The organism is Agrobacterium larrymoorei (assembly GCF_013322225.1).
Taxonomy (GTDB): Bacteria; Pseudomonadota; Alphaproteobacteria; order Rhizobiales; family Rhizobiaceae; genus Agrobacterium; species Agrobacterium larrymoorei_A.
Genome location: NZ_JAAMFB010000035.1, coordinates 52,241 through 76,903, shown reverse-complemented (window position 1 = coordinate 76,903; position 24,663 = coordinate 52,241). Strand labels below are relative to the sequence as shown.

Annotated in this window: 17 protein-coding genes and 4 pseudogenes; 13 read left to right on the top strand and 8 right to left on the bottom strand. The window is 55.3% G+C overall.

What is annotated here, in order from left to right; all coding sequences use genetic code 11:
- Positions 1-122 precede the first annotated feature (122 nt).
- A pseudogene (locus G6L28_RS20620) lies at positions 123-350 on the bottom strand (recombinase family protein); the annotation flags it as partial.
- Between the two features lie 120 nt (positions 351-470).
- Between G6L28_RS20620 and G6L28_RS20615 the strand changes: the two are divergent.
- Positions 471-1,535 (top strand): annotated as a pseudogene (locus G6L28_RS20615) (DUF4158 domain-containing protein); the annotation flags it as partial.
- An 831-nt stretch (positions 1,536-2,366) separates the two neighbouring features.
- A pseudogene (locus G6L28_RS20610) lies at positions 2,367-4,198 on the top strand (Tn3 family transposase); the annotation flags it as partial.
- A gap of 27 nt (positions 4,199-4,225) precedes the next feature.
- On the opposite strand, the gene G6L28_RS20605 reads toward G6L28_RS20610, so the two are convergent.
- The 3 genes from G6L28_RS20605 to G6L28_RS20595 are packed head-to-tail and all read right to left on the bottom strand — an operon-like array spanning position 4,226 to position 7,956.
- Positions 4,226-5,470 (bottom strand): acyl-CoA dehydrogenase family protein, encoded by a 1,245-nt coding sequence (locus G6L28_RS20605; RefSeq protein ID WP_174066056.1) that lies wholly within the window; start codon positions 5,468-5,470, stop codon positions 4,226-4,228.
- Positions 5,406-6,410, bottom strand: coding sequence for a class I SAM-dependent methyltransferase (locus tag G6L28_RS20600; RefSeq protein WP_174066054.1), 1,005 nt, complete (start codon positions 6,408-6,410; stop codon positions 5,406-5,408). The genes G6L28_RS20605 and G6L28_RS20600 overlap by 65 nt, the downstream gene beginning before the upstream one ends.
- A 34-nt stretch (positions 6,411-6,444) precedes the next feature.
- Entirely contained in the window at positions 6,445-7,956 is a 1,512-nt protein-coding gene (locus G6L28_RS20595; protein ID WP_202033794.1) for a class I adenylate-forming enzyme family protein, read from the bottom strand.
- Positions 7,957-8,086: 130 nt separating this feature from the next.
- On the opposite strand from G6L28_RS20595, the gene G6L28_RS20590 reads away from it, so the two are divergent.
- From G6L28_RS20590 to G6L28_RS20575, 4 genes and pseudogenes are all read left to right on the top strand, one after another.
- Positions 8,087-8,476, top strand: coding sequence for an ectoine synthase (locus tag G6L28_RS20590; protein WP_174066050.1), 390 nt, complete (start codon positions 8,087-8,089; stop codon positions 8,474-8,476).
- A gap of 29 nt (positions 8,477-8,505) precedes the next feature.
- Positions 8,506-9,705, top strand: coding sequence for an MFS transporter (locus tag G6L28_RS20585; RefSeq protein WP_174066048.1), 1,200 nt, complete (start codon positions 8,506-8,508; stop codon positions 9,703-9,705).
- A 98-nt stretch (positions 9,706-9,803) separates the two neighbouring features.
- The gene (locus tag G6L28_RS20580) at positions 9,804-10,274 is read left to right on the top strand and encodes a RidA family protein (RefSeq protein WP_174066046.1); all 471 of its coding nucleotides are present in this window, start codon (positions 9,804-9,806) and stop codon (positions 10,272-10,274) included.
- Between the two features lie 226 nt (positions 10,275-10,500).
- Positions 10,501-10,896 (top strand): annotated as a pseudogene (locus G6L28_RS20575) (tyrosine-type recombinase/integrase); the annotation flags it as partial.
- Positions 10,897-10,934: 38 nt separating this feature from the next.
- Here G6L28_RS20575 and G6L28_RS20570 read toward each other — a convergent pair.
- Positions 10,935-11,873 carry a hypothetical protein gene (locus G6L28_RS20570; RefSeq protein ID WP_337795791.1) on the bottom strand — a complete coding sequence of 313 codons (939 nt, stop codon included), beginning with the start codon at positions 11,871-11,873 and terminating at the stop codon, positions 10,935-10,937.
- 202 nt (positions 11,874-12,075) lie between these two features.
- On the opposite strand from G6L28_RS20570, the gene tssI reads away from it, so the two are divergent.
- From tssI to G6L28_RS20540, 6 genes are all read left to right on the top strand, one after another.
- Positions 12,076-14,484 (top strand): type VI secretion system tip protein TssI/VgrG, encoded by a 2,409-nt coding sequence (gene tssI, locus G6L28_RS20565; RefSeq protein ID WP_174066044.1) that lies wholly within the window; start codon positions 12,076-12,078, stop codon positions 14,482-14,484.
- Positions 14,485-14,491: 7 nt separating this feature from the next.
- Positions 14,492-15,652 (top strand): DUF2169 family type VI secretion system accessory protein, encoded by a 1,161-nt coding sequence (locus tag G6L28_RS20560; RefSeq protein ID WP_174066034.1) that lies wholly within the window; start codon positions 14,492-14,494, stop codon positions 15,650-15,652.
- Positions 15,649-16,233, top strand: a complete 585-nt coding sequence (locus G6L28_RS20555; RefSeq protein WP_174066032.1) for a PAAR-like domain-containing protein — start codon at positions 15,649-15,651, stop codon at positions 16,231-16,233. The genes G6L28_RS20560 and G6L28_RS20555 overlap by 4 nt, the downstream gene beginning before the upstream one ends.
- Before the next feature lie 143 nt (positions 16,234-16,376).
- Positions 16,377-16,733 (top strand): hypothetical protein, encoded by a 357-nt coding sequence (locus tag G6L28_RS20550; RefSeq protein ID WP_174066030.1) that lies wholly within the window; start codon positions 16,377-16,379, stop codon positions 16,731-16,733.
- A 752-nt stretch (positions 16,734-17,485) separates the two neighbouring features.
- Positions 17,486-21,304 carry an RHS repeat-associated core domain-containing protein gene (locus G6L28_RS20545; protein ID WP_210265779.1) on the top strand — a complete coding sequence of 1,273 codons (3,819 nt, stop codon included), beginning with the start codon at positions 17,486-17,488 and terminating at the stop codon, positions 21,302-21,304.
- Positions 21,305-21,312: 8 nt separating this feature from the next.
- On the top strand, positions 21,313-21,708 hold the full coding sequence (locus G6L28_RS20540) for a hypothetical protein (RefSeq protein ID WP_174066027.1): 396 nt from the start codon (positions 21,313-21,315) through the stop codon (positions 21,706-21,708).
- 5 nt (positions 21,709-21,713) lie between these two features.
- Here G6L28_RS20540 and G6L28_RS20535 read toward each other — a convergent pair whose 3' ends face one another.
- The 3 genes from G6L28_RS20535 to G6L28_RS20525 all read right to left on the bottom strand — a co-directional run bounded on the left by G6L28_RS20535 (position 21,714) and on the right by G6L28_RS20525 (position 23,901).
- Positions 21,714-22,664, bottom strand: a complete 951-nt coding sequence (locus tag G6L28_RS20535) for an ADP-ribosylglycohydrolase family protein (RefSeq protein WP_174066025.1) — start codon at positions 22,662-22,664, stop codon at positions 21,714-21,716.
- Positions 22,665-22,740: 76 nt separating this feature from the next.
- Complete coding sequence (locus G6L28_RS20530; protein ID WP_174066023.1) at positions 22,741-23,307, bottom strand: recombinase family protein; 567 nt, start codon at positions 23,305-23,307, stop codon at positions 22,741-22,743.
- Between the two features lie 102 nt (positions 23,308-23,409).
- Entirely contained in the window at positions 23,410-23,901 is a 492-nt protein-coding gene (locus G6L28_RS20525; protein WP_174066021.1) for an OsmC family protein, read from the bottom strand.
- Between the two features lie 61 nt (positions 23,902-23,962).
- On the opposite strand from G6L28_RS20525, the gene G6L28_RS20520 reads away from it, so the two are divergent.
- Positions 23,963-24,589, top strand: a complete 627-nt coding sequence (locus tag G6L28_RS20520; RefSeq protein WP_174066019.1) for a GntR family transcriptional regulator — start codon at positions 23,963-23,965, stop codon at positions 24,587-24,589.
- Positions 24,590-24,663: the final 74 nt, after the last annotated feature.

The window sequence follows — 24,663 nt, the reverse complement described above, 5'->3', positions numbered from 1 at the left end:
AAGCCGGGCTATGGTTCCGGCGCGGTCGTCTCGTCATGGTATCTCCTGTTCTCAGCATTTAAGCTGAAGTCAGGCAGAAATTCCACTTATCCTAGCTGTGCAGATTTTCCGAGCCACCTCTGATGATGGAGGCTCCGCCCGAGACGATCGAGCTTCCAGATCACGAGCACATCGCCGTCACGGAGCGCCTTGAGGCAGGCCTCCAGACCAGGGCGGTCATCTTTCTTTCCCGAGGTTCGGTCCGAGTAGATGTGAAGTTCCTCTACGCCCGCCCCGACCAAAGCATCGTGCTGCAGATCGAGTGACTGGCTTCCGTCTGCCTTGGAGACTCGTGCGTACCCGATCAACATGTTTCATAAACGTTCGTTTGAGGGAAGATAATGAGCGTGGCTCTTTTCATCTTTGGGATCATTGCTTATTCAATATCATAAACAAATTTACTCAATCCTTTCCGTGAAATCAAAAGAAACATGGCGCATCGCATTATCCTGACCGAGCGTCAGCGCTCGGCCCTGTTCAGCCTGCCGACCGACGAAACATCGCTACTCAGACACTACACTCTGGCTGACGATGATCTGATAAACATTCGACAACGGCGTCGCCCTCGCAACCGCATGGGATTTGCATTGCAGCTTTGTGCGCTGAGGTACCCGGGTCGCCTGCTCTCTCCGGGTGAGCTCATCCCGCGGCCGGTATCGGAATTTCTCGCGGCACAACTTGGCCTGAGGGCTGATGATCTGGTGGAGTATGCCGTGCGGGAAGAGACTCGCCATGAACATCTTGCGGCACTGCGCACGATCTACGGGTACAAGATGTTCTCCGGGCGGGGCATCCGTGACATGCGCGAATGGCTGACCGACCAGGCCGAGCAGGCGCGGTCGAACGAGGATCTTGCGCAGCGCTTCGTTGCGCAGTGCCGCAAGACCCAGACCATCCTGCCGGCGGTGTCGACGATCGAGCGATTGTGCGCAGATGCCTTGGTTGCCGCCGAACGCCGGATTGAGACACGAATCGCTGATCGACTCAACGCGAACATGCGCATGCGGCTCGACGGGCTATTGAGTGAGAACGTCGCAGGCAACACCAGCCGCTTCATCTGGCTTCGCAAGTTCGAGGTAGGCGGCAACTCGGCAGGGGCAAATCAACTGCTCGACCGGCTCGAATTCCTGCAAAAGCTAGGTCTTGACCTGGAGGTGCTCGCTGGCGTGCCACCGCATCGCATCACACAGTTGCGCCGGCAGGGAGAGCGCTACTTCACCGACGGCCTGCGCGACATCGGCGCGGACCGACGCCTGGCCATTCTTGCGGTCTGCGTTGCCGAATGGGAAGCGGCCATTGCCGATGCTGTCGTGGAAACCCACGATCGGATCGTGGGCAAGACCTGGCGAGATGCGAAACGGTTGCATGATGGCCGCATTGTCGAGTCCAAGGCGGACGTCACCGACACGCTGCGCGCTTTCTCGAATCTTGGCAGTACCCTGCTTGAAGCCCGGAATGATGGTGTGCCTTTTGAGGAAGCGGTGGCGACATCTGGGTGTCGGTTCAGGCTGAGGGCGAAATGACACTCTAACGAGCGAAGTCAGCCTTCGGCCGATAAAGCATAACCTATTGTGGCCAAGAAGGCAGATCACAGTTTAAAGCTGACTGGACATACCAGCGATGGCCGCATAACCTAAAAAGATGATATCTTATAAGCCTGTTTCGGCTCAGGTCACGGCCTCGGCGCATATTTTATGAATTACCCGACGACACTCGTTCTTGTTTGTTTCACACTATGCCCCATCATTCCTGCGCCAATTATTAGCGCAGTCGCGTTATTCACCGACCTCCAGACTTTCATAAGCACTTTTGAATGGTACTATTGGCTTCCAACATATGTAGGGATTACACTCTGGTTCGCTTTGGTGGCACTGCTTTTTTTCGGAGTGCCGTCTCTCATGCTGGCGGTTTCATGCGCAACGCTGCAACCGAGACGATGCACAAAGCATGTGTTCTTCGTATCCGTATCAGGCGGCGCATTGGCGTTCCTATTCAACGGTCTATTTCTACCGCCGATTCCTGGACTTGCAGCTTTCATTGCTGGGCTGATAACGTCCTCATTGGCCGCACTAGTTGCACTTCCAAAGCAATCTGCTTTGGTTTTTGACCGAGAGTGAGCTTGTTCCACGGCATTACGACACGACGGCAATGAGCGCGAAGCCGCCAAATGCGAGCTGTCCCAGATGAACTCAAGGCTGTTTTGGACAACAATCACCCTATGCAAATCAGGGCTATCCGGCACCAAAATCCAAGAGGGTTTAATTGGGACAAAAGCGGGGCTTAAAGTGTCATTTCGCCCCGTACCGGAACCGACCCCATCTGCGGAATGGGAACGGCTAGAACAGTTGGTGGCGACAGCCGCTCAACTCAGCAGCACGATGGCTGACGATCCGCTGGCCTACGTGGCGCAGGGCTACAATCGCTTCCGGCGCTATGCGCCACGCATGCTTCGTTGCCTGAAGATCAAGGCCGCACCCGTCGCGGAACCCCTCATGGTGGCGGTGGCCAGGATCAGCGACACGCGCAAGTCGGAGCCGTCTCCGGTTGACTTTCTGCGATCCGGCTCGAAGTGGCGACGCTATCTCCGGCCACAGGACGCCGGCGACATCCGGCTTTGGGAAGTCGCGGTCCTTTTCCATCTACGTGACGCTTTCCGGTCCGGCGATGTGTGGCTTGTTCATTCCCGCCGCTATGGCGATATCAAGCAGGCGCTTGTGCCGATGTCAGTCGCGCAGGCGACGACACGACTGACCGTTCCGTTTGATCCGCAGGCATGGTTGGGGGACAGGAAATCGCGCATGGCTGAAGGGTTGAAACGGCTCGCCAAGGCTGCAAGAACCGGCACCATTCCGCATGGAAGCATTGAGGATGGCACTCTAAGGATAGACCGGTTAACCGCCGACGTCCCGGACGATGCGGAAGAATTGATCCTCGATCTCTACCGTCGCATGCCGCAGGTCCGCATCACGGACATCCTGCTCGAGGTCGATGAGGCGATCGGATTTACCGACGCCTTCACCCATTTACGCACGGGGACTCCCTGTGAGGACCGCATCGGCCTCTTGAACGTCCTGCTGGCCGAGGGGCTGAACCTCGGACTGCGTAAAATGGCGGAAGCCTCGAACACGCATGACTATTGGCAGCTCTCCCGCCTCGCACGCTGGCATGTCGAGAGCGAAGCCCTGAACCAGGCGTTGGCAATGGTGGTGGCCGCCCAGGGCAAGTTGCCGATGGCCCAATTCTGGGGAATGGGGACCACCGCGTCGAGTGATGACCAGTTCTTCCCGACCACGCGGCAGGGCGAGGCGATGAATCTGATCAACGCCAAATACAGTCGCGACGCAGGCCTCAAGGCTTACACGCACTTCAACGATCAGTTCGCGCCGTTCGCGTCGCAAACCATCCCCGCAACCGTCAGCGAGGCGCCCTATATCTCGACGGCCTGCTGATGAACGAGGCGGGAAGACAGATCAGGGAGCAATATGCCGATACCGCCGGCTTTACCGATCAGCTCTTCGGCATCAGCGGAATGTTGGACTATCGGCTTGTCCTGCGCATCCGTGACCTACCGTCCAAGCGCCTTTATGTATTCGATCCCGCATGCACGCCGAAGGAGTTGCGCAAATTGGTCGGCGGCAAGATCCGAGAGGATCTGCTCGTGGCGAACTGGCCCGATCTTTTCCGCTGTGCTGCCACCATGGTCGCGGGCAGGATCGCGCCAAGCCAGTTGCTCCGCAAGCTCGCCTCCTACCCGCGCCAGAATGACTTGGCTGCCGCCCTTCGCGAAGTCGGCCGCATCGAGCGCACCCTGTTCATCATCGACTGGATACTCGACGCCGACATGCAGCGCCGGGTTCAGATCGGCCTCAACAAGGGTGAGGCCCACCATGCACTGAAGAACGCGCTGAGAATCGGCCGTCAAGGCGAAATCCGCGATCGTACCACCGAGGGCCAGCACTATCGGATCGCCGGGCTCAACCTGCTCGCCGCCGTAATCATCTACTGGAACACCGTCCACCTCAGCCGCGCGGTGATAGAACGCCGCAATGAAGGCCTTGACATCTCGCCCGAATTGCTCGCGCATATTTCACCGCTGGGTTGGGCGCACATCCTGCTCACCGGCGAGTACCTATGGCCAAAGAAACCGAAGCCAACGTAGCGTTTGGCTTGGTTCGAGAGTTTCGAGCTACTCGGGCGCGGCGGGGCATAGGACAGACGAACCGTAGTGCATCATCGAGCGATCCCAATTGACGTCCATGTGGGCAGCCATAACCTGAAGGTCCCGCCAGAGGCGCTGAATCGCCTGTGGCCAGACGATAGCCGAAGTGCCCATCTGCCGGATCAACTGGTGGACGGCATCGATACAGAGCCTCGTCAATTTGGCCCGGTCGCGCTTGATTGCCGCATATTCACTGTCCGACAGATCACGATTTCCCTTACCTGAGTCGTGCAATCGAGAGAGGATGCTTCGATACAAGAGACGAGCGCATTCCAAATCTGCTATGATCTCCCCGATCCGCAGGGATACTTCCCTTGGGGCTTCACCACGGTGAAGTCCTTGCCGTTGCTGCATGATTTCGATTCCGGCAATGATCGCTCCTTCAGCGCATCCGAGCAGCGGCCCAATTATGGCGCTTGTGAGGTACGGAACCAACGAAACTGACTGCAGATAATGTCGGCTTTCACCCGGCTGCCGCCCCAGGAGCTCGCTCAAGGGGCGGACCCAAGTGTCGAGCATATACCGCTGCTTTATATTGACGTCCCTAGATCCGGTTCCCGCCATTCCAGCAGCTTGCCAGACGCCGCCGACCTCAATCTCACTGGTAGGTACCAACGCCATGACCGTCGCCGGTTCGGCATTAGAAGCCGGCATTCGGCACGGTGCAGATACGATTACCCATGTTGCATGATCGATGCCGGAGCTAAGCCGCCAACGCCCATCGACACGATATCCGCTGCCTTCCGGTTGAATCGTACCATCGGCCGTCACAGAACCGGTCGCAACAAGTTGGCGCGGCCCGCTTTTGAAAATAGCATCCACGCATTCTTCGGGAAAACGAGAGGCAATCTGTATGTGCCCTCCCACAAGACTGATAATCCAGGCGGTTGAAGGGCAGGCCCGCGCCGCAATTCGAGCAGATTCGACAAGAACTGGCCAGTCCAACTCAAGACCGCCAAAGCGAGCTGGCATCGTTGATTGGAGGAGACCTGTGTCGAACAACTCGGCAATTGTTTCGGCAGGCAGGGTGCCGCGACTGTCCGACGTCTCCACGCGTTGCCGCCAGCGATCAAGAAGAGCCTCTGTCGCGGTAAAAAGTGCGGCATGCGCTGGGTCGTCAGATCCCCAGCATCGTGTCGTGTCGAACTTAACCACGGGCGAACTCCAGCAGGTTTCGTCCGGACGGTTGATCAAAGACGAAATGGTCTTCATTCAGAGGTTCGCCAACGAGGGACATAAACTCTTCAAGAAGCTGCCCATCGTTAGAGGCGACGAATTCATAGAAGTTCGTGCTGTTCCAGAGGAGATAGCAATGTGAGAAATGCATTCCGACAGCCTTCAAAAAGTCATCAAGCACGACTTCTCCGTCATGCATGCGCAGAAGCATCTGTTGGCGCTTCCATTCGATCTCTTCTGGCGTGAAATAATGAGCCTTGTGCAGTTCGTCCTTCGCACGCTCCCTTTTCTCGTATTCAACCCGATCAGGGTGATCAAACTTTTCGAGAAAGAAGAACAGGCCGTCGTGCTTAAGCATGCGCGTGGCATGTTGAATCTGAAACTCGCGATCTTTTCCATAGAATTGGAACGCCGCGGTCTCATAAATGTAGTCAAAACCACGATGAAAATCGGCGTCCTCCAATGATGCTTCAATGGCGCTACGGTCGACCTTCAGGAACGATGTCGGGATGAATCTCGATTGCGCCGGATCTGCGAAACGATTGAAATGCTCGTCATTTGCTTTGTTCGGTGAGCAGGTGAGGGTCTTGACCCGGCCACCTGAGAAAGCCGCGAGTGTCCGCCCGTTGGAGCCATCGAATGCATCGATCTCATAGAATAGGTAAGGTCGATCTTCATTTTGCGCGCGGCGGCTCGAAAGACGACTCAACGCCACCCCCACTCTCGACATCTCCTCAAGGATGCCGGGAATGCTGGCGAGAAAATGCGAAAAAAGCGGCCCTGCTCGCGGAACGAGAAAGTCATGATAGGCCAAGATATCGGCATCCACGATGGTGTCGCGGATCCTGGTGGCCACACGTTGTCGAGGAACCTGGACCCGGCCGGTCGCCAGACCATCAAACTCCTCGGCCATTTTGACCATAGATGACTGTTGCAAGTATCGATCGATGTCGGCGACAGGAGACTGATCCTGCATGCATTTCTCCACTGAAATTTGTTCAAAGACTCTGTCAGGAAAGGGTACGTACGGCGGTTTTTCCGGAGAGTGTTCGCGGCAGCTCGTCCACGAACTCCACGAAAACCGGCACCATGTGCCAGTCCAGGTGCTTCGAGCAGTACTCGATCAGCTCTGTGTCTGTGGTTACGGCGTTCCTCTCGAGAACGACGAACGCTTTGGGCACGTGCCCCGCGCTCTCGTCGGGGACCGGAATGACTGCCGCCTCCGAGACCGCGCCGTGCGACATGAGCAAATGCTCGATTTCTCTCGGATTGACCTTGAATAGATTGCGCGCGAAAACGTCGTCCTTCCTCGCGACATAGTACAGATAGCCATCATCATCGGTGCGGAACAGATCCCCGGTAAAGAAGACGCGTTCCTCTCCGAAAGTATCCGTGTGGAGGCGCCGTGCCGTTTCCTCCGGCATATTCCAATACCGTTGCATGAGAAGGTCACCGGCAACGACGAGCTCGCCCACCTGCCCCGCCTCGGTTAGGAGGCCTCCGTCGTCTCCGGCCAAATATGTTCGGACACCAGGCACAGGCTTGCCAACCGATTCAGGTCGGATGTCGATTTCATCGGGTGGAAGGAATGCTACCCGCTTGCATTCGGTGAGTCCGTAATTTGAGAAGATCTTCACGTCCGGCCATGCCGCGCGGAGGCAACGAATGTGTCGAATCGGCAAGACTTGGCCGCTGCTGGAAATGTAGCGTAGCGATCTCGGCACGCGCTCATGCAGCGCTGTCGCTTTTAGTAGGTGGAAGATCACCGGAGGAAAGACATGAAGCGCGGTGACACCGTGCTTCTCGATAAGCTCAAGGATCGCATCGGGGTCTGGCGGCAGGGAACGCTCGACCACAGCCGTCCCTCCGAACATCAGAGGCATCATCACATTGTAGAAGCCGTAGTCGGAGGCAAGTGTGGAATAGCTGAGGACCACATCGCTTGATGTATTTTCCAGATATCCGGTGACAGCATTAAATGCGGCAATCATGTTCCGATGATTGACCGCAACACCTTTCGGGCGCGAGGTCGAACCCGACGTATAGAAGATCACGGCGATATCGTCGTCCGCCACACTCAGACTGCGTGAATGGGATTGGGCGCCATCGCCGGTGCGGGCGGTCGGCGCCTTGAGCCACACATCGTTCACGTCGAGAACGATCAAGGTTGCTTCGACAAGCTCCGCCTGCAGCTCGTGCGATCTATCCGTGATCAATGCTCGCGCACCCGAATCCTGCACCTGAAACATGAGCTTGCGCGGCCCAAATGTGTGATGCACGGTGACGAGGATCGCACCGGCTTTGAAGATACCCAGGACTGCCCCGAGCAGTGGAATGGAGAAGTCGCCGTAGATGGCTACTCGATCGCCCGGGTGGATGCCTTTCTCGGCAAGTTCCTTGGCGACCTCCTCCGCCAAGACATCCAACTCACCATAGGTGGCGCTCTTGCCCTCTAGTGTAACCGCAACCTTCTGAGGATCATTTCGAACGCTCTGTTCGAAGTAGTGACGGAAAAGAGTCAATTCACACTCCCTCAACTCATGAGTGCTTTTCATAACCGATTCAGTCTGGATTTCAATCGATTTAGTCGCTATAGATTTTCAAGTCTGACGAGAGGACGACTATCAATCGCAACTAACGTTCTGGAAAATCATGTTTATTCGCACCCTGAAAGATATCGAGAAAACAGACAGATACGTGAACTGGGGGAATGGAACGAGCCACCGGCTGCTAACGAAGGCCGACGGCATGGGCTTCACCGTTTGCCACACGGTTGTTCAGGCGGGCACGGTATCCAAGCTGCAGTACCGTAACCACTTAGAGGCGTGCTACTGCATTGCCGGCGAAGGTGAAGTCGAGGATATGCTGGGCAATGTCTATCCTATCCGCCCAGGCGATATTTATGTACTCGATCAACATGACGAGCACTATTTGCGCGGCGGAGCACACGAGGATTTAGTGCTGGTGAGTGTGTTCAATCCCCCGCTTGCCGGCCATGAACGCCACAATCTCGATGGCGAGAGCGGATCATCATCCTACTGAAAACAACTGCTGACAGGGTGGGTCGCCCGATGGGGCTCAAGCATCAAGCATTCTTCTATTCTCTCTTTCTCTCAAGACTGGCGGATCAGATTCTTCTGTTCCTCGTGCCGTTGGTCATCTTCCAGCTGACGGGCAGCGTGGCCTGGTCGGGTGCGGCGTTCTTCCTTGAGACATTGCCGCGCTTCCTCTCGTTCCCGATCTGCGGTGCCCTTTGCGATCGAATGTCGCCCTTGAGGCTACTGCGGGTCAGCCAGCTCTATCGTGCGGTCGTTTGTTTCGGCGGAATGGTCGGCTTCGCGGTGTTCGGCGGAGTCGGTTGGCTGATTGCCATTTCTGCCGTCTCTGGCGTTCTGACCACGCAAGGTCTGATGGCTCGTGAAGTTATGTTGCCGCAGGTCTTTGCCGGTCACCGGTTCGAAAAGGTCGCATCCTACACGCAAATCGCTGATCAGCTGGGCATGGTGCTTGGTCCGCTTGTCGCGGCTGGTCTGCTCAAGTTCTGGTCCTGGGAATATGTCGTTGTATCGACCGCAGTGCTTTTCCTGGCAGCCGACGGCGCTGTGAATGCGTGGCAGCGATTTGTCCGACCAACATTGGCCGAACCGGAAGTGGCGACTGGCAACTGGGTTTTACCCATTATGACCGCCCTGAGGCACGTTGTGAGACTGCCGGGCTTGATGGAGGTCGTCCTTCTTGCAGCTGCCGTCAACCTCATCATCGGTGTCACGCTCGCAACGTCGGCTGCAATGGTGACGGGCATCCATGGTGAAACGGAAACCTATTACGCTGTTCTCCAGACAGCGGGCGCTATCGCAACCGTGATCATATTGTTTGCAATTGCACATACCGCGATCCCTCTCAAGACGCTGGGCCTTGCAGCGTACTCAATGATCTTCCTTGGCGGTGTCGTTACCGGCCTGGCGTCCGGTCCGCATGTTTACGCGCTTGGCTTTGTCTTCGTTGTGGGTTTCGACAAGATGTTCAACGTGTTCATCCGAAGCATGCGTCAACGCATCATTCCACGGCAAGATCTCGGCAAGACGACCGGCCTCGTCGTCATGTTGAACAATCTCTCGCAGCCATTGGCAGGTCTCCTCGTCACGCTTTTCGCGGGTATCTATGGCGCCGGTGGCGTTATCACAGCCTTGTCGCTCTTCATGGGCATCGTGGGCGTACTTGTCGGAGCGGTTTGGCTGCGGCGGGCTCCGCGCGAAGCGGTTGCGGATTGAGTCTGATCGCAAGCGACGTGGCTGCCGTCTTTTGGGCGAACTCGCATTGGGACGCGCCTATTCGCGTTTAATTAGCAGATTGAATTTCGGAGCATCATATGGACATCGAATCTCGCCTACATGAACTTGGGATCTCTCTGCCACACGATGTCGCCGCAGCCGCTCGCTATACGCCTGCGGTCGTACATGGCAACCTGGCTTACATCAGCGGGCAACTGCCCCGTGAGGGTGAAGCTGTTTATGTCGTGGGAAAGGTAGGCCGGGATGTTTCCATCGAAGAAGCGAAACGCGCCTCCCGTATAGCCCTCATTCGCACCTTAGCAGCGTTGCGCGATGCTCTCGGTAGCCTGGATCGGATGGAGCAGGTCTTGAGACTGGTTGTCTACGTCAACAGCGTCGACGATTTCACCGAGTTTAGTAGCGTGGCGGATGGTGCATCCGAGTTGATTTTTGATCTGCTCGGCCAGCAAAGAGGACAGCATGCGCGAACGAGTATCGGTGGGGTTAAGCTTCCGCGCAATGCTGTCGTAGAGATCGAAGCCACATTTGCTCTCTATCCATCCAGCTAAATCAACCTGAGGGTCTCGCTCGAGGGAGTTCCGATTGGTGCTGACCGGGATTCTCCGCAGAGGCATTCATCAAGACTGGCGAGCGCCCCTGTCGGATGCCTCCTCTAGCCCGTGCTCAATTCGCTTCCACATGCATTCAACAGAAGAGATCTCGATTCCTGTATGTGTGGGCATGGCTCTCCTTAACGCCTTAGCGTAGGATTTCACACTCTCCCGGAACCGACCCCATCTTGGCCGGACCAAGACGACATCAGGCGAGCAGGACGACGTCGTCTATCTGACTGGCCGGCCCGTGGAGGCGCTTAACGCCTGGCTGGTAGCGTCGCGGATCGACAAGGGCAGCGTCTTCCGGGGCATCGGGCGATGGGGCACGGTGTCGAAGCGGGCGCTTGATCCGCAGTCGATCAATGCAATCCTCAAGCAGCGTGCTGAGATGGCTGGGTTGGAGCCGGGGGAGTTTTCGGCGCATGGGCTGCGGTCGGGCTATCTGACCGAGGCTGCTAATCGGGGCATCCCGCTGGCTGAAGCTATGGAGCAGTCAAAACATCGGTCAGTTCAACAGGCATCGAGTTACTACAACAATGCGGCGAGAAGAAGCGGGAGAGCCGCCAGAATGCTGTGATCGCCGATAGGGAATGCGCGTTCAGAGCATTCCGGAGATCACGCTTCATATGTTTCAGCGATTACCAAAACATTGAAGCCGTCCCGGATATTAAACCCTTCTTCAGAAAGTAAGCTCCGACCGTGCGCCCTCATGAACCCGTGTGCTGTTTCGGCATCATAGAATTCTGCAATCGAAGCCTCGACGTTCGATCTGACGACACTCAAAATCTCACACCGCTGCATTCTGCGGATGTTGATCTGTAGGAGTTTGCTCTTCGCAGGCTTGCCTGCATCGGACACGAACACCGATAATCTGCCAGCGTGGTAGCTTTTGACCCGGACCCGCAACCGTTTGGGGCGGATGCTGTCAAATTTATCGTTGATCGATTGAAGACGTGCTTTGATCTCGTCGTCTGTCAGATGGGTTTCCGGCATAACATCGCTAACAGGGATGAGGTCGTCGGCAAAGTACTCTTGCGCCACTTCGGCCGCGTGATGTGCATAAGCAAGATGTGTGACCGGCAGATCTTTCAGCCATTTGCGCCGTTGGGCAATGGCCATCGACTTTGCCGCGTCCTCACCGAACTTAGAAACAGAGAAGCTTTCGCGCTTCTGACCCTCGTTCGTCATCAGCGTTGCCTGCCAAGTATCGCCGTCGCGCGTCTCGACCCGTCTCACTCCCGATATGCCGCTCTTGTTATTCTTGCGCAGCAGAACCGCCTGTTCTTGATTGGTGGCGGGCGGTATGGCCTCAATGATCGCATCGCGGAAGGCCCGCGCCCGAGCGTAGGCCGCGGCATCCGATCCATAAATGCTATCCTTGAACAACCGTACGATCTTGTGGCCACGTCGTCTTAGACTAACCCACCACCCAGCACCGCGTCGCTCATTGGCATCCTCGCGATGGAGACCGTAACCATCGGCGTCGTGCTTCGTCTGAGGGCTGTGAGCCTTGATCCGTCCTTGACGCGCGATGTCTTCCACCTCTTTCAGCACAACAAAAGGTCTCTCATCCTGCGAGCTTGCGTGGGAAATCTAGTTTGCAGATTGGGGCGAGTTTACGGCTATGGAACGAATTTTCCCACAACGATTTGTCTAGACGCTCTCGCCTCCATGCTTTTGCCACAATGATTGATTGCATTCTGTGGAGATTTTGACAGCTGATTGATTTTTTCTTTGTCCGTTATCGAGGTTTATCATGACCGACCAGCCCTCATCGTCTGATTTCATCCAGGCGAGCCGCGTCCTCAAGGTCAAGTCGCCGCTCGGCGAAGATCAGTTGCTGCCGGAACGCGTGGTGGTGAACGAAGGCGTGTCGCAGCTGTTCGAGATACAACTGAGCGTCCGCGCCAAGAAGGAAGCAGTGAAGCCCGAGGAGTTGATCGGGCGGCTGGTCGATGTCTCGGTCGAAGTTCAACAGGGCGATGGTGAAGACGACAGTGGCACTCGCCGTCCGTTCAACGGCTTGGTGACAGATTTGCATGAAGGCCCGCCGATTACCCGCGGCCTTCGCTCCTACGCCATGACCATCCGTCCGCAGATGTGGTTGCTATCGCGCCGCTCCGACTGCCGCATCTGGATGGACAAGACGACGGTCGAGATTGCCGAAACGCTGTTTTCCGAACATAGCATTCCCGCCCCGGATACGTCCGGCATCATCACCCCTCCGCCACCGCAGCATTATAGCGTGCAGTTTAATGAGACGGACCTCGACTATCTGTTGCGTCGTTTCGAAGAGGATGGGTTGTTCTACTGGTTCAGCCATGAGGATGGCTCTCACAAGCTACATGTGGCCGATAGCGCCAATGGCTGGCTTGGCCCATCACCGTCCGCCCAAGGCGAAGGCAAGGTGAGACTTGCACAGGGTTCGTCGGATCGCAACCACATCAATGACTGGGCCCGTCGCTTCTCATATGTCCCAGGTCAGCGTGCCGGGGCCGACTGGAATTTCGAGACACCCTCGATGGTGCCGGGCACGATGACGCCGTCTTTGGTGCAGATGCCGGATGCGACCAAGCGCGAGCTTTACGAATATCCCTCCCGTATCAAGACGGTGGCCGAAGCAGAACGAGCCCAGAAACTGAGAACCCAAGCCACCGAAGCGGATCACGACCGCGTCTTTGGCGGATCGACATCGCGCATCCTCGAAGCCGGTCGCCGCTTCACGCCCTACGAGGTGGCACATCCCGAGCATGAGTATGAAGAGCATGTGATCATCCGGGCAAGCCACACCATCGTGGATCGCTCCTATGAGACCAACAGCAACGAGCCGGAATATCGCAACCAGTTCGAGGCGATCCCCGCCCGCGTACCGCTGACCCCGCATCGAAGCACCAAGCGCCCCCGCATCGAAGGCACGCAGGTGGCCATTGTCGCAGGCCCAGAGGGAGAAGAAATCCACCCGGATCAATATGGTCGCATCAAGCTGTGGTTCCCATGGGACCGCAAAGCGAAGAAGGATGGCACCGATACCTGCTGGGTGCGGGTAGCCCAAAACTGGGCAGGTTCCACCTGGGGCGGCCAGATCATTCCGCGCATCGGCATGGAGGTCATGGTTGCCTTCGTGGACGGCGATCCTGACAAGCCGCTCGTGATTGGCGTGGTACCAAACCCTGCTAACTCTGTCCCCTACGACCTGCCAGCCAACAAGACTCGCATGGCGATCCGTTCGAATACCCACAAGGGTCAGGGCCATAACGAGCTCACCTTCGAAGACGAGAAGGGACAGGAGAACCTCTTCCTCCACGCCCAGAAAGACCAGACTGTAAAGGTCCTGAACAACCAGACCAGCCGTGTCGATGCGAATGCCCTGCACTCGATCGGGGCCAACCAGTCACTGGAGGTGGGTGCTAACATGAGCCACCAGGTAGGCGGTGGGCTCAATATGGTTGTTGGCGGTGTTGGCGGCGCGGTGAATACCATCGCAGGCGGATTGCTCGCCGGGCTGTCAGGCACCAGCGCTGGAATGCTGCAACACGCGATGTCGCTGGCTTCTGCCGTGGCACAGGACAGTCCGTCGTCGGAGAACAAAAGTCTTGCAGCAGCACAGGCAGCAAGCGGTGAAGGCTCTGCTGAACCAAGCAGCGGAGCAAGTGGCCTTCTTTCTCAGGCTGCCGGCTACATGGGCCTAATGGCTTCGGGCACAGTGGGTGCCGTTGCGTCATCAATCGATAGCGTGCGCGCGGGTGTTAATGACGCTGCTGTGAGCGAACTCCGCACGGACGCCGGTGACGCAATGCGGTCGGCAGGCGCAGGAATGGGATCGCAAGTCGCTTCAATGATCGGACAAGGTGTCTTCAACACGCTTGTCAGCCGCATGCAGAACACCAGCGTCGGCATGGCTCAGACCGAGCAAGTCGGCGTCGCCAAGGTCGTCACCGTCGGGCAAGTCTATAACCAGACTGTCGGGCATACGAAGAACATATCGATTGGCAAGGAGCTGTTCATCGGCGTGGGCGGCGGCAAGGATGCCGATGGCAATGACATACCTCCAAAATCGATCCTGATCATGAAAGACGATGGCACGATCCTATTGAAGGGCGTGAAGATTTACATCGAAGGAGAGAGCCACGTGCAGGTCACCTCTGCCATGATCGACCATAATTGAGGTCGAGATGCCTGAACTCAAGAACCTGACCCCGTTCCCGAATTTCCGTTATTATAGTCGTGACAACGAAAATCGCGAGTTCGGCATCGTGATTGTCAAGGCAACCTACGAGATTGCCGAGGACGGAACACTGGTTGTTGCTGAAGAGCAGGCCCCGATGCTCTTTACCGACACATGTCACGGCGAAGTCAACCTATCTTCGCTCTGGCATCCTTCGGATCTCGTTCCTTACAAACCGGCGACAGATATTATCATCAACGCTGTCGCTCACGCACCTCGCGGCGAGCCGACTTCGGACTGGCTGTGTGGAATAAAGGTCAGCAGCGGTGCTACCGACCTCGTCTCAAAGCAGCTTCGGGTTACCGGCCCGCGCCAGTGGCAGCCTGTGTGGAAGCGTAAGTTAAGTGAAAAAGAGGCAAGTGAATGGGAGCGACACCGCAGGATGTTCGACCATTGGGAACTTTCCCCACCTACTCCCACCATCAAAGTGCCCTTGCGTTATGAATACGCCTTCGGCGGCGAAATTCAAATAAGCATTACTGACGATGGAGCGCTAATTTACGACACAGATCATCACAATCCGCTTGGGTGCGGTAAGCTAAACTCAGAATGGTCAGATCATACCAAGTCTGTTGCAGCACCACAGATCGAGTCGCCGGACGACCCTATCAAAGAGCCTTACAAGAATTATCGTCCCCAAAACTTTGGTCCTATCCCGCCTGCTTGGCTACCGCGTCGTCCTCTGGGCGGCACTTATGATGAGCATTGGCAGGATAATGTATGGCCAGCCTGGCCCACGGATTATTCGTTTGCCTACCATAACTCCGCTTATCCGGACTTGGTGATCGACCCGTACCTTCGGGGAAATGAGCAGATTACTCTGACGGGTATGTCAGAGGGTATAGAAACATGTGTTTTTTCCCTTCCTGCCGAGCAGATCATGGTGGATTTCGTGCGTGCAGATAATACGACTGAGCGGAAAAACATGGTTATGGATACTGTCTTTCTCGACATTGGCTCAGCAAGGCGACGAGATTGGCGCGTTTATTTGTCTTGGCGAGTGAATTTCGAGCCGGATCACTTCGAGCAAGCGATTATACATCGCAAAAAGCATTCACAAGCTGGAGTTGATCTGCCGTCGCAATCGAGCAAGGAGATGGCCTTATGAGCATAGCAAAAATCTCCGCCAGAAAATGTGCGTCCAACGTGATTGTCTCGACAACACCCGATGTCTGCTGGACGCCGGTTGGATCGGATGTCGTGAAAGTGGGCTATTCCTCGATTGCTTTTCTGGATACGGCGATCCGCCATTCGACGACAGTTCGAAATAACGGTAAATTCGATTTTCAACTGAATTCTCGCTGCTCTAAATCGACGGGCCATGAACCGGGCACGAAGAGAGGCGTCGTCGTTCCCGGCTATCTTGGCCCTGCCCACGTAGAAGTTGCCTCACATTTCGTGTTTTCCGAAGGATGGGCAACCTGCAGCCACAGAGACCCGGCATGGATCAATCGACCCGATCCAGGGCCGGTAGAGCCGCAGAAGTCGCAGGCGCCGGCTCCAATCATATTAGCGGCAAATGACGGAACGCCTGGGAATAACCGAGCTCAAAATGCGCAGGTTGATGCAGTTTGCAGGATACTCAAACTGACAAAAGATCAAAGGCAAATGCTTCACAGAGAAATTGGCGGCCAAAATTATGGCTTCCAAGAAATTATGGAATGCGCGAAGGACATGTTCGGAAAATGAGAGCCCTCCATCAAGCCTGGGACGAATATTTGCCCTGTCATGTTTCTATAAGGCGAGGATATGGCAGTTGTCTCCTCGTTGACTTTGAACGCGACGGAAACAGGCCATCCATTATGATCGATAGGTGTAGGTGGATCGTAACGGTGGGTGAACGTCTAGCTTTTTACGACTACGATATCTCCAGCAGTGAAGATCTCGCGCTACTGGCACCATATCAGCTCCAGTCCATTACTAAACATCCCGACCGCCTGACGTTAGATTTTGGTGAAGCCAAGTTGGTGCTTTTCTGGACCGTCCAATCTCAGGAATTTCATTATGCGGGCATTCAGAGAAACAGCGAAGAATGGCAGAAACTACCGAAAGACGATCGGGACAACATTACGATCTTTCCAACCGGTGGCGACCCCATTGGGATCGAATTTGAGATGTTGCTCAACCCGGAAGAATACCCGTGGGGTAGAGACTTCCTGCGTCGGGAAGCTGAACTCTCTGCTAAATAGACTTGAGGTTTGAAATCCAGAACGCATGCGGTCTTTTAGGATTGGAGTGTGCCTTGGCTGATGCCGGTGAAACTGATTATGTTCCGAACACGCGCAATTATGTCGATAAGAACGGCGTGCAGACCAATGAACGTGCCATTCCGCATCCGAACAAGAGCACCCATCGCGACAACGGGGGTGCACAGCTCGTTGCAGGCGCTACTGCAAAGCCGGAGCTCGATCAGGCTTACGACGATTATGCAAGACTGACAACTTTAGCAAAACAAAGACAGCAGCAGGCCTATGATCGAGCTCTTGCTGAGAGCACTGAGTATTACAAAAATAATAAACTTGCCTACATTGCGAAAAGCCTTTTGACAGGCGATGAGGATATGATTCGGAAAGAGGCTGAAGCAAAATCCTTCAATCGCGATCAACAAGATTTTCTATCTCCCTTAGAGGCGTCAGCGTATAATAATGCGCAGAAAATTATCGCGGGTAATGCGGGAGGTGCGGCGCACGCGCTTGGCACAGGCTTAATCAACGGCACAGGCATTGCTTCGGAGGAACACGAAGAAGGAAGTAGAGCAGATCTACATCAACAAGCCTCAACAAATGAACATCCATTTCTCAGATTTCTCGGCGAGATAGGTCCGGGGATATTTTTCTCCCGATTGATAGGTAAGGGTGAGAAGCCCGGCAAGGCTGCACCTGAACCGAAGCCTGATTCTAACCCAGGACCACAACCCGACACCAAACCTCCGGCGAAGCCTGTGCCTGTAGGTGAACCTGTTTCCGTTGCCAACGGTGAGTATCTGGAAACATGGCGTGATTTCTTCATTCCAGGAACTCTGCCGTTCGATGGCGCCCGCTACATGGGGCTCAAGCTCGCACTGCCGAGAGAATATGTTTCCCCTTTGGGCCCATGCCAGATTTCCATGTTCGATGAGGTGTTTTCGAACCCGGAACGCGGAAAGCTTCTGTTCCATGATGCCGCTGGAAAAGCGATAGGTTTCGACCGGCCGTTCAATTTTCTGCCGTCTCTGAATGCAGGATATCCGCATCTTGAACTGAAGGCACCCTGGCTCAAGCAGCTTCATTTGAAAGATCGCGGGCTCATCAAAGAGTTTCGTCAGTACGATGACGATATCTACCGGCTCGAGCAGATCGAAGACCTCAATGGCCATAAGCTGATTTTCCATCGGAACGAAGAAGGCTGGCTGGAAACAGTTGAAGGTCCGGATAGCCTGCAGCTTCGGTTTGAGAATGATGACCAGGGACGCCGTACCGGCATCGTCCTCGTCGGTTCTGAAGGTAGCGAACTTGAACTCGCGCGCTACACCTACGATGCTCGCGGGCGAATGACTGATGCACAATGCGCTTTCGGCATGTCGGTACGCTACGTCTGGCTCCGTGATTCCGATCTATTGGCATCCTGGAATAATCTAACGCGCCAATCGGAAACGCATTTTACCTATGACAGCGACGGTCGCGTTGTTCAAACTGCGACCAACGGCATCTGGAACGGAGACCAGTTCGACTATCGTGAAGGAGAAACCCGCTACTCCCCCGGTGGAAACGAAAACGCCGCTCAGACCTTCCGCTATGACGACCATGAAAATGTCACCGAGGAGATCGATCCTCTCGGCGGCGTCGTTTCCCACAGTTACAACAGGTACGGCTTCCGGACATCGACGACCGATCAGAACGGCAACGCTCACCGCACCTCCTACGACATTCATGGCAATGTAAAGGAAGTTGTAGATGCGGAGGGCCGCTCCACTATTTATGGCTGGGGAGACAATGGCGAGCTTATGATCGTCATTGATGGCGCGGGAAACCGTAAGACATTCAAGCACGATGACCGATCGAATGTCGTCTCCGAGACAGACGCTGAAGGCAACGTCATACAGCTTGTTCGCGACGATCTTGGCCACGTCGTTGAAACCCATTTTGCTAATGGTGCGATCGAGCGCCGCACTTGGGACGCGTACAACCGCATCGACAGCATTACCGATGCCAAAGGCAATACGAGCCGGTTCGAATACGACGAGTTCAACCGCCTGATCGCGACGACGAGCCCGAATGGGTCGCGCACCGTTCGTGAATATTCCGCCGGTGCGGGTGGTTTTGACACGGTCAGCAGGATCATAATGCCGGATGGCGTCTCCGTGAGCCGCAGCTTCGATGGCAGCGGTCAGCTCGCATCGGTCACGGATGGCGAAGGACGATTATGGACCTATCGATATGGTGCCTTCGGTGTTCTGGAGGCCATTATCGATCCGAAAGGCGGTGAACTCAGTCTCGCAACGGACATTGAGGGACGGCTCGTCTCGGTCACCAATGCGGAAGGTTTAACCTACAGCTATGAGCGAGATGTTGCGGGACGAGTGGTCCTGGAGGAAGACTTCGACGGAAGGGCATGGCACTATACGCGCGATCCCGCCGGTCAGATCACGGAAACGACCAAGCCTGATGGCGCGAAGCTGCGGTATTCCTACGACAAATCCGGTCTTATCAGACGCATCGAAACCTTTACCGCCAAGGGCGAAGCAGAGGAGGTTACGCGCTTCTGGTATGACGGGCGCGGCCTCCTCATTCGTGCGGAAAACAAGGCTGCTCTGGTCGAGTTTAACCGTGATCGCAACGGTCGCATTGTCAGTGAGACGCTGAATGGCAAACGTATTCGCTCCCGCTACGACGCACTAGGTCAACGTATACGCCGAGAAATTCTGGGCCTAGGTGCTTCTCTCACAGACTATATACGCGATCCACTGGGCGCTGTCGAAAAACTCGTTGCCGATGACACCGAAATCACGTTCGAACGTGACAGTTTCGGGCAGGAGAAAGCCCGACGCATGGGCGGCTTCAACCTTTTGCAGCGCTTTGACCCGGCAGGTCAACTGGTCGCGCAGGTCGCGGGGCCCGCTGCAGCCCATGGGCTCGACGCCTCGCGTTTAGGCTGGCAGTTCGATCGCGGCAATGCTCCAAAGCAAGCGGGGGCCATACCCGAGCATGTTCATCGCATTTACGAATACGATCGGGCCTTCGCTCCGGTAAGCATAGATGACGGTATCTGGGGCAAGCGCCAGTTTACATATGATGACAACGGGCAATTGACGAGTTCTGAATCGTCGGCTGGTTCTGAACGCTTTGCCTACGACAGCGCGCGCAACATAGCAGGCGCCTCCTCTTCTGTTCAAGTTTCCGATGACCCCACCCCCTATGGCAAAGCGTTCGATCAGACATTCGGCTCCGTCATCCCGGCTGCGGCTCCTAGCAACTGGCAACGTTCTCCCAGTGGCGTCGTGCAGATGGCGCGCGGTCCGAAGGGTGAGCGCGTTCAACTGACCCATGACGATTGCGGGCGCGTGATCGAGCGGCGGGTCGAGCGCGATGGGTTCAGACCGCAACGCTGGCGCTACGGGTGGGACGTCCATGATCGGCTGGTGAGCGTCAGCACCCTGGATGGCGAGGAATGGTATTTTCGTTACGATCCGTTCGGGCGAAGGATTTCCAAGGTCCGGCGCTTTTCCGGTGAAGAGAAAGATCGTGTTCGCAGGCTCTGGCCGAGCCTCGTTAGTGCAGATGGACGCCCGACGAAGGTCCGAGGAACCGAAGGCCCCTCCCCGCTTGACGTTGACAACCCTCCTGAGGTCGGCACAGCCTATCTGTGGGACGGCGACCATATGGTGGCGGAAGCGCCGCTGCGGCTCGATGGTCACATCGCATGGGATGAAGCAACGCACTGGCACTTCGAGGACGGGACCCACCGGCTGCTCGCCAAGCGGCAGTCGGATGGCGAGATGCTGGCTGTCGTCTGCGATCATCTCGGCACGCCGAAGGAGATGTTCGACACGAAAGGCAAGCTCGTCTGGGCTGCCGATCATCATGTTTGGGGTGCGGTGCGGGCGGCGCGGACTTTTGGTGCGCTGGCTGTTGCACGAACACATGATCAAGAGCCAAGCGAGTTTCAATGCCCGTGGCGCTTTCCGGGACAGTACGAAGATGCTGAGACCGGGCTCTACTACAACCGCCATCGCCATTACGATCCGCTCACAGGGCAGTACGCAAGCCCGGACCCGATAGGACTGGCTGGAGGGGAGCGGCCGCAAGGATACGTAGTGAATCCAAGTATAGTAGTTGATCCCCTTGGATTAAGCGCTTGGATGACGGCAACTCATATAGATTCGTTAAGTTCTGGAAAACCGTTGTACCGAGGAGACGCTCGCGCCCCGTCTGAAATATTTGCAGAGGGTTTTAAGCCTTGGGGTGACAGTAAAGATATTATTGCGCATGCGATTCATGCAAAGGAACCACCAAGCTACTTCGTTTCGACTTCGTCTGACATTGCGGTCGCATCTAAACCGCATTTTTCTCAAGGCAAATATGTCTACCACATCGACAAGAGGGTCCAGGGAATTGATGTGAACAAGTATCACAATCTATCTGGTAAAACTAACTTCCATGAGGCCGAATTAGAAATTGCTGTGCCCGGTGCGGTAAGGCCCAGTGATATTATTGGCGTTCAACCAGTGCTGCCAGGTAATCGATTAGGTCCAATGGTACCTAATCCAAATTATGTTCCGTGAGGGTGATAATGGATAAGTACGTTATAGAGACGATCACAAATGGTTTACGAGAAAAAGCAACCGCTGTCGTTGAATGGCGCAACAACCGAGACCTTTTCTTGGAAATCTCATTGAACGATGTTACACACTCAACACTTGACCTTGATTGTTTTTCGGCTTTCCAACTTCTTAGGCAAAAGTTCTTTCACGAGGTAATATTTTGTTGCAACGGAGCGCGACGAAATTTCGTACAGTCTGGAATGATGCAGCAAAGCGGCGGGTTTTACGGTTACTTGGTGAAACTAGGGGAGCGATCCAACCCAGACGAGACGGCTTTCATTTTTGACTACTGCAGCCCTGAATTTGTTGTTTCCGTCGAGGATCAGAACATCTTTAAAGATGAATGGTTTCGTTCACTCAGCTAGAAAAATCATCTTCGGGGAGTGATATTCAATAATGAGTCGACAATGTTGTCGGCATATATAGGCCAGTATTTTTCTGGTCTAGGTCGATAGACATCGATCCGATTACGGTCGGGCTTGCAGTTCATTAAGGATTCGCGCCATCGCAAGGGGATCACTGACGTTCCATATACTGCACCCAAAAGAGCCCCTACGATTGCACCATTTGTATCTGTATCTCCCCCGTACGAGATCGTATCAACCACACCATGTTCTAATGAGCCGCAATTAAGAAGCTGGTAGAAAGCATTCTGAAAAGCTATTAAAATCCATCCCTGATTCCTTTCGAAATTTTCCGGAGGATACGATTGTGCTTTCTGTATCGCGTTAACTAGCTTTGTCTCGGCGTTAATATCTTGAGACCAAGCTAGAACTGCACGGTATATTTCAGACGGCGTCGGGTTATTAGTGATTGCGTACGCCAACGCTTTTGCAAACAGTATGTTAGCTTGACGACACACAACAGACGGATGAGTAATCATCGCATCAAGCTCCGCCCACCTTCCCACTTGTTCAAGTGTGAAGTTTGAACCCAAAATGCCGATAGGCGAAACACGCATCAATGCACCATTCGCCTCGCTCGCGATATTTTGCACGCCCCGTAGTCCCGACGAAACTGTTGCCCCGATATCGAACGGTTCCGAATTCATCCATTCCCGGTAAGCCCGGAGCGCGTTTTTCTCGTTATAACCGTCGGCCTCTGTAATTGATCTTGCCAAAGCAATCGCCATTTCGGAATCGTCGGTTGGTTGCCCTGCAAGGGTATTCCACGTTCCACCATCATGCATGTCCCGGACACCAGATGGATATGTTTCTTTTATTTGAGCCTTCGATTGAAATTCTACAAGCGAGCCCAGAGCGTCTCCGGCGAGTTGGCCGAGAAAGCAGCCCTTTGCTCTGTCGAGGATACTCTGACCCATTCTTTACTCCATAACGGCCCAGTCGGCCCGAAGCTGCGATTTCGGCCAACTCAAAGAACAAATAGCGAATCTGCAATCACGTGGAAGCTGACTGCGAACCTTGACCTTCCAAGGCGCGGTAAACAGTCATCCTGGAAATGTTCAGCTCACGAGCAACGGCGGCTTTCGTTGCGCCAGCCTCGATCCGCCTGAGGATTTCCGCGTCATCGACATTCTTCTTCCTGCCCGTATAGATGCCGTCAGCTTTTGCCGCGTCGATGCCCGCTCGTTGCCTGTCTTTGATAAACTTGAGTTCCATGTCGGCGACCATACCGAGGATGGTGATGACCATACGACCCATGCTTCCGGCTGTCGTGACTTCGGGCTCAAGAATGCGGAGCGACGCGCCCTTTTCGTCAAGCTCATGGACGAGATTGAGAACGTCGCGTGTGGAACGGCCGAGCCGATCGAGTCGCAGAACTACCAGCTCGTCGCCCGCATGCAGAAACTGCATGATGGTCTCCAGCTCGGACCGCCCTTTTCGGGACGCCCCTGATCCGGTTTCCGAACGGATAATTTCGCAACCTGCGGCCTTCAGACGCTCGTTCTGAATATCGAGGTCCTGATCTGTGGTGCTGACGCGAGCGTATCCGATGCGAGCCATGGCAATTCTGTAACATTAGGGTGGCTTGGATGGTGTAACGTCACTTTGATCGAAAATCCACCCTTTTGTTACACTCTGCCCGCGTCACATTTTAATGTCTCGCTAGGGTGTACCCAAAAGTGGCTCGCAAACTCCGAGCATATATTCTGGTTCATAAGTGACTGGAAAGTTCACGGATCTCGCGATGAAGCAAACTTCGTGGATCTTATAATGGATCGCGGTTGCGGCTTCGATGTCGGTTCCGTCACGAACCGTTATGCGCGGGCGCAGGATTGCCGAGGTGAAGCGCCCGGCACCACTCTTTTCAACTTCGCCAACACCAATCGGGCTATCCTCATAGCCGGTCACGATAATTTTCGCATCCGACGCATAGTGCAGATACCAAAGCATGTGACAGGCAGAAAGCGCCGAGAGCAGAAGATCCTCGGGGTTCATCTTGGTAGCATCTCCACCAAGCAACGGATCGTTGGAGCAATGAATGACGGATTTGCCCGGGACGGCGACGTCCCAAGTGCGGTCGTAGCCGCGGTAGTTGACCGTGCCTGCGCCCCGGTTTCCCGTCCAGATGACGGATGATGTGTATTGATGCGCCATCGTCTTTCCTCAGCATTGTGAATGATGTATACCTGTATACATATCCGCGAGAGGAGAGACAATGGACATTACGACTCAACTGCGCGCAGCCATTCTGGAGGGGAGACACGCCCCCGGATCGCTCCTGTCGCAATCCAGCCTCGCCAAAGAATATGCCGTCAGTCGCATCCCGATCCGAGACGCTTTGCTGGTCCTTGCCGCCGACAAACTGGTCGAGGTGGTTCCCGGAAAAGGCGCGCGGGTCATCATGCTGTCAGCCACGGATTTGATGGAGGTGTTCGATCTGCGGATCATGCTCGAATGCGATCTTCTGCATCGGGCCATCGGCAACGCCGATGACGAGACAAAGGCAGAGGTCCTGTACATGCTCCAGCGATCGTCCCTGGAGGCGGGGCGACCCAGCTGGCACAGAGGGGACTGGGATTTTCACCATGCGCTCTACGCTGCGGCGAGTCGGCCACGACAACTGGCGATCGTCGACGACTTGCGAAAGATATGCGTCTTGCAAGCGTCTCAATACGCGTCACTCGCCACCGAAACGCAGCGATGGCTGCAGGATCATGAGGCAATTGCAGAGGCGTATGCTGCGGGAAATGCAGATGAAGCCTCCGCCTTGTTAGGCGAGCATCTTCGGCAGTCTCTGGACAGGCTGCTGGTCTCTGCTGGCAGGACGGAGAAGGCCAGCTAGTATAACAGGGCGTGAATGACCGTCGCAGAAATCCCGAAAGGAATTGGAATGCTGCGCCCAAGTTTTGTGCCGCG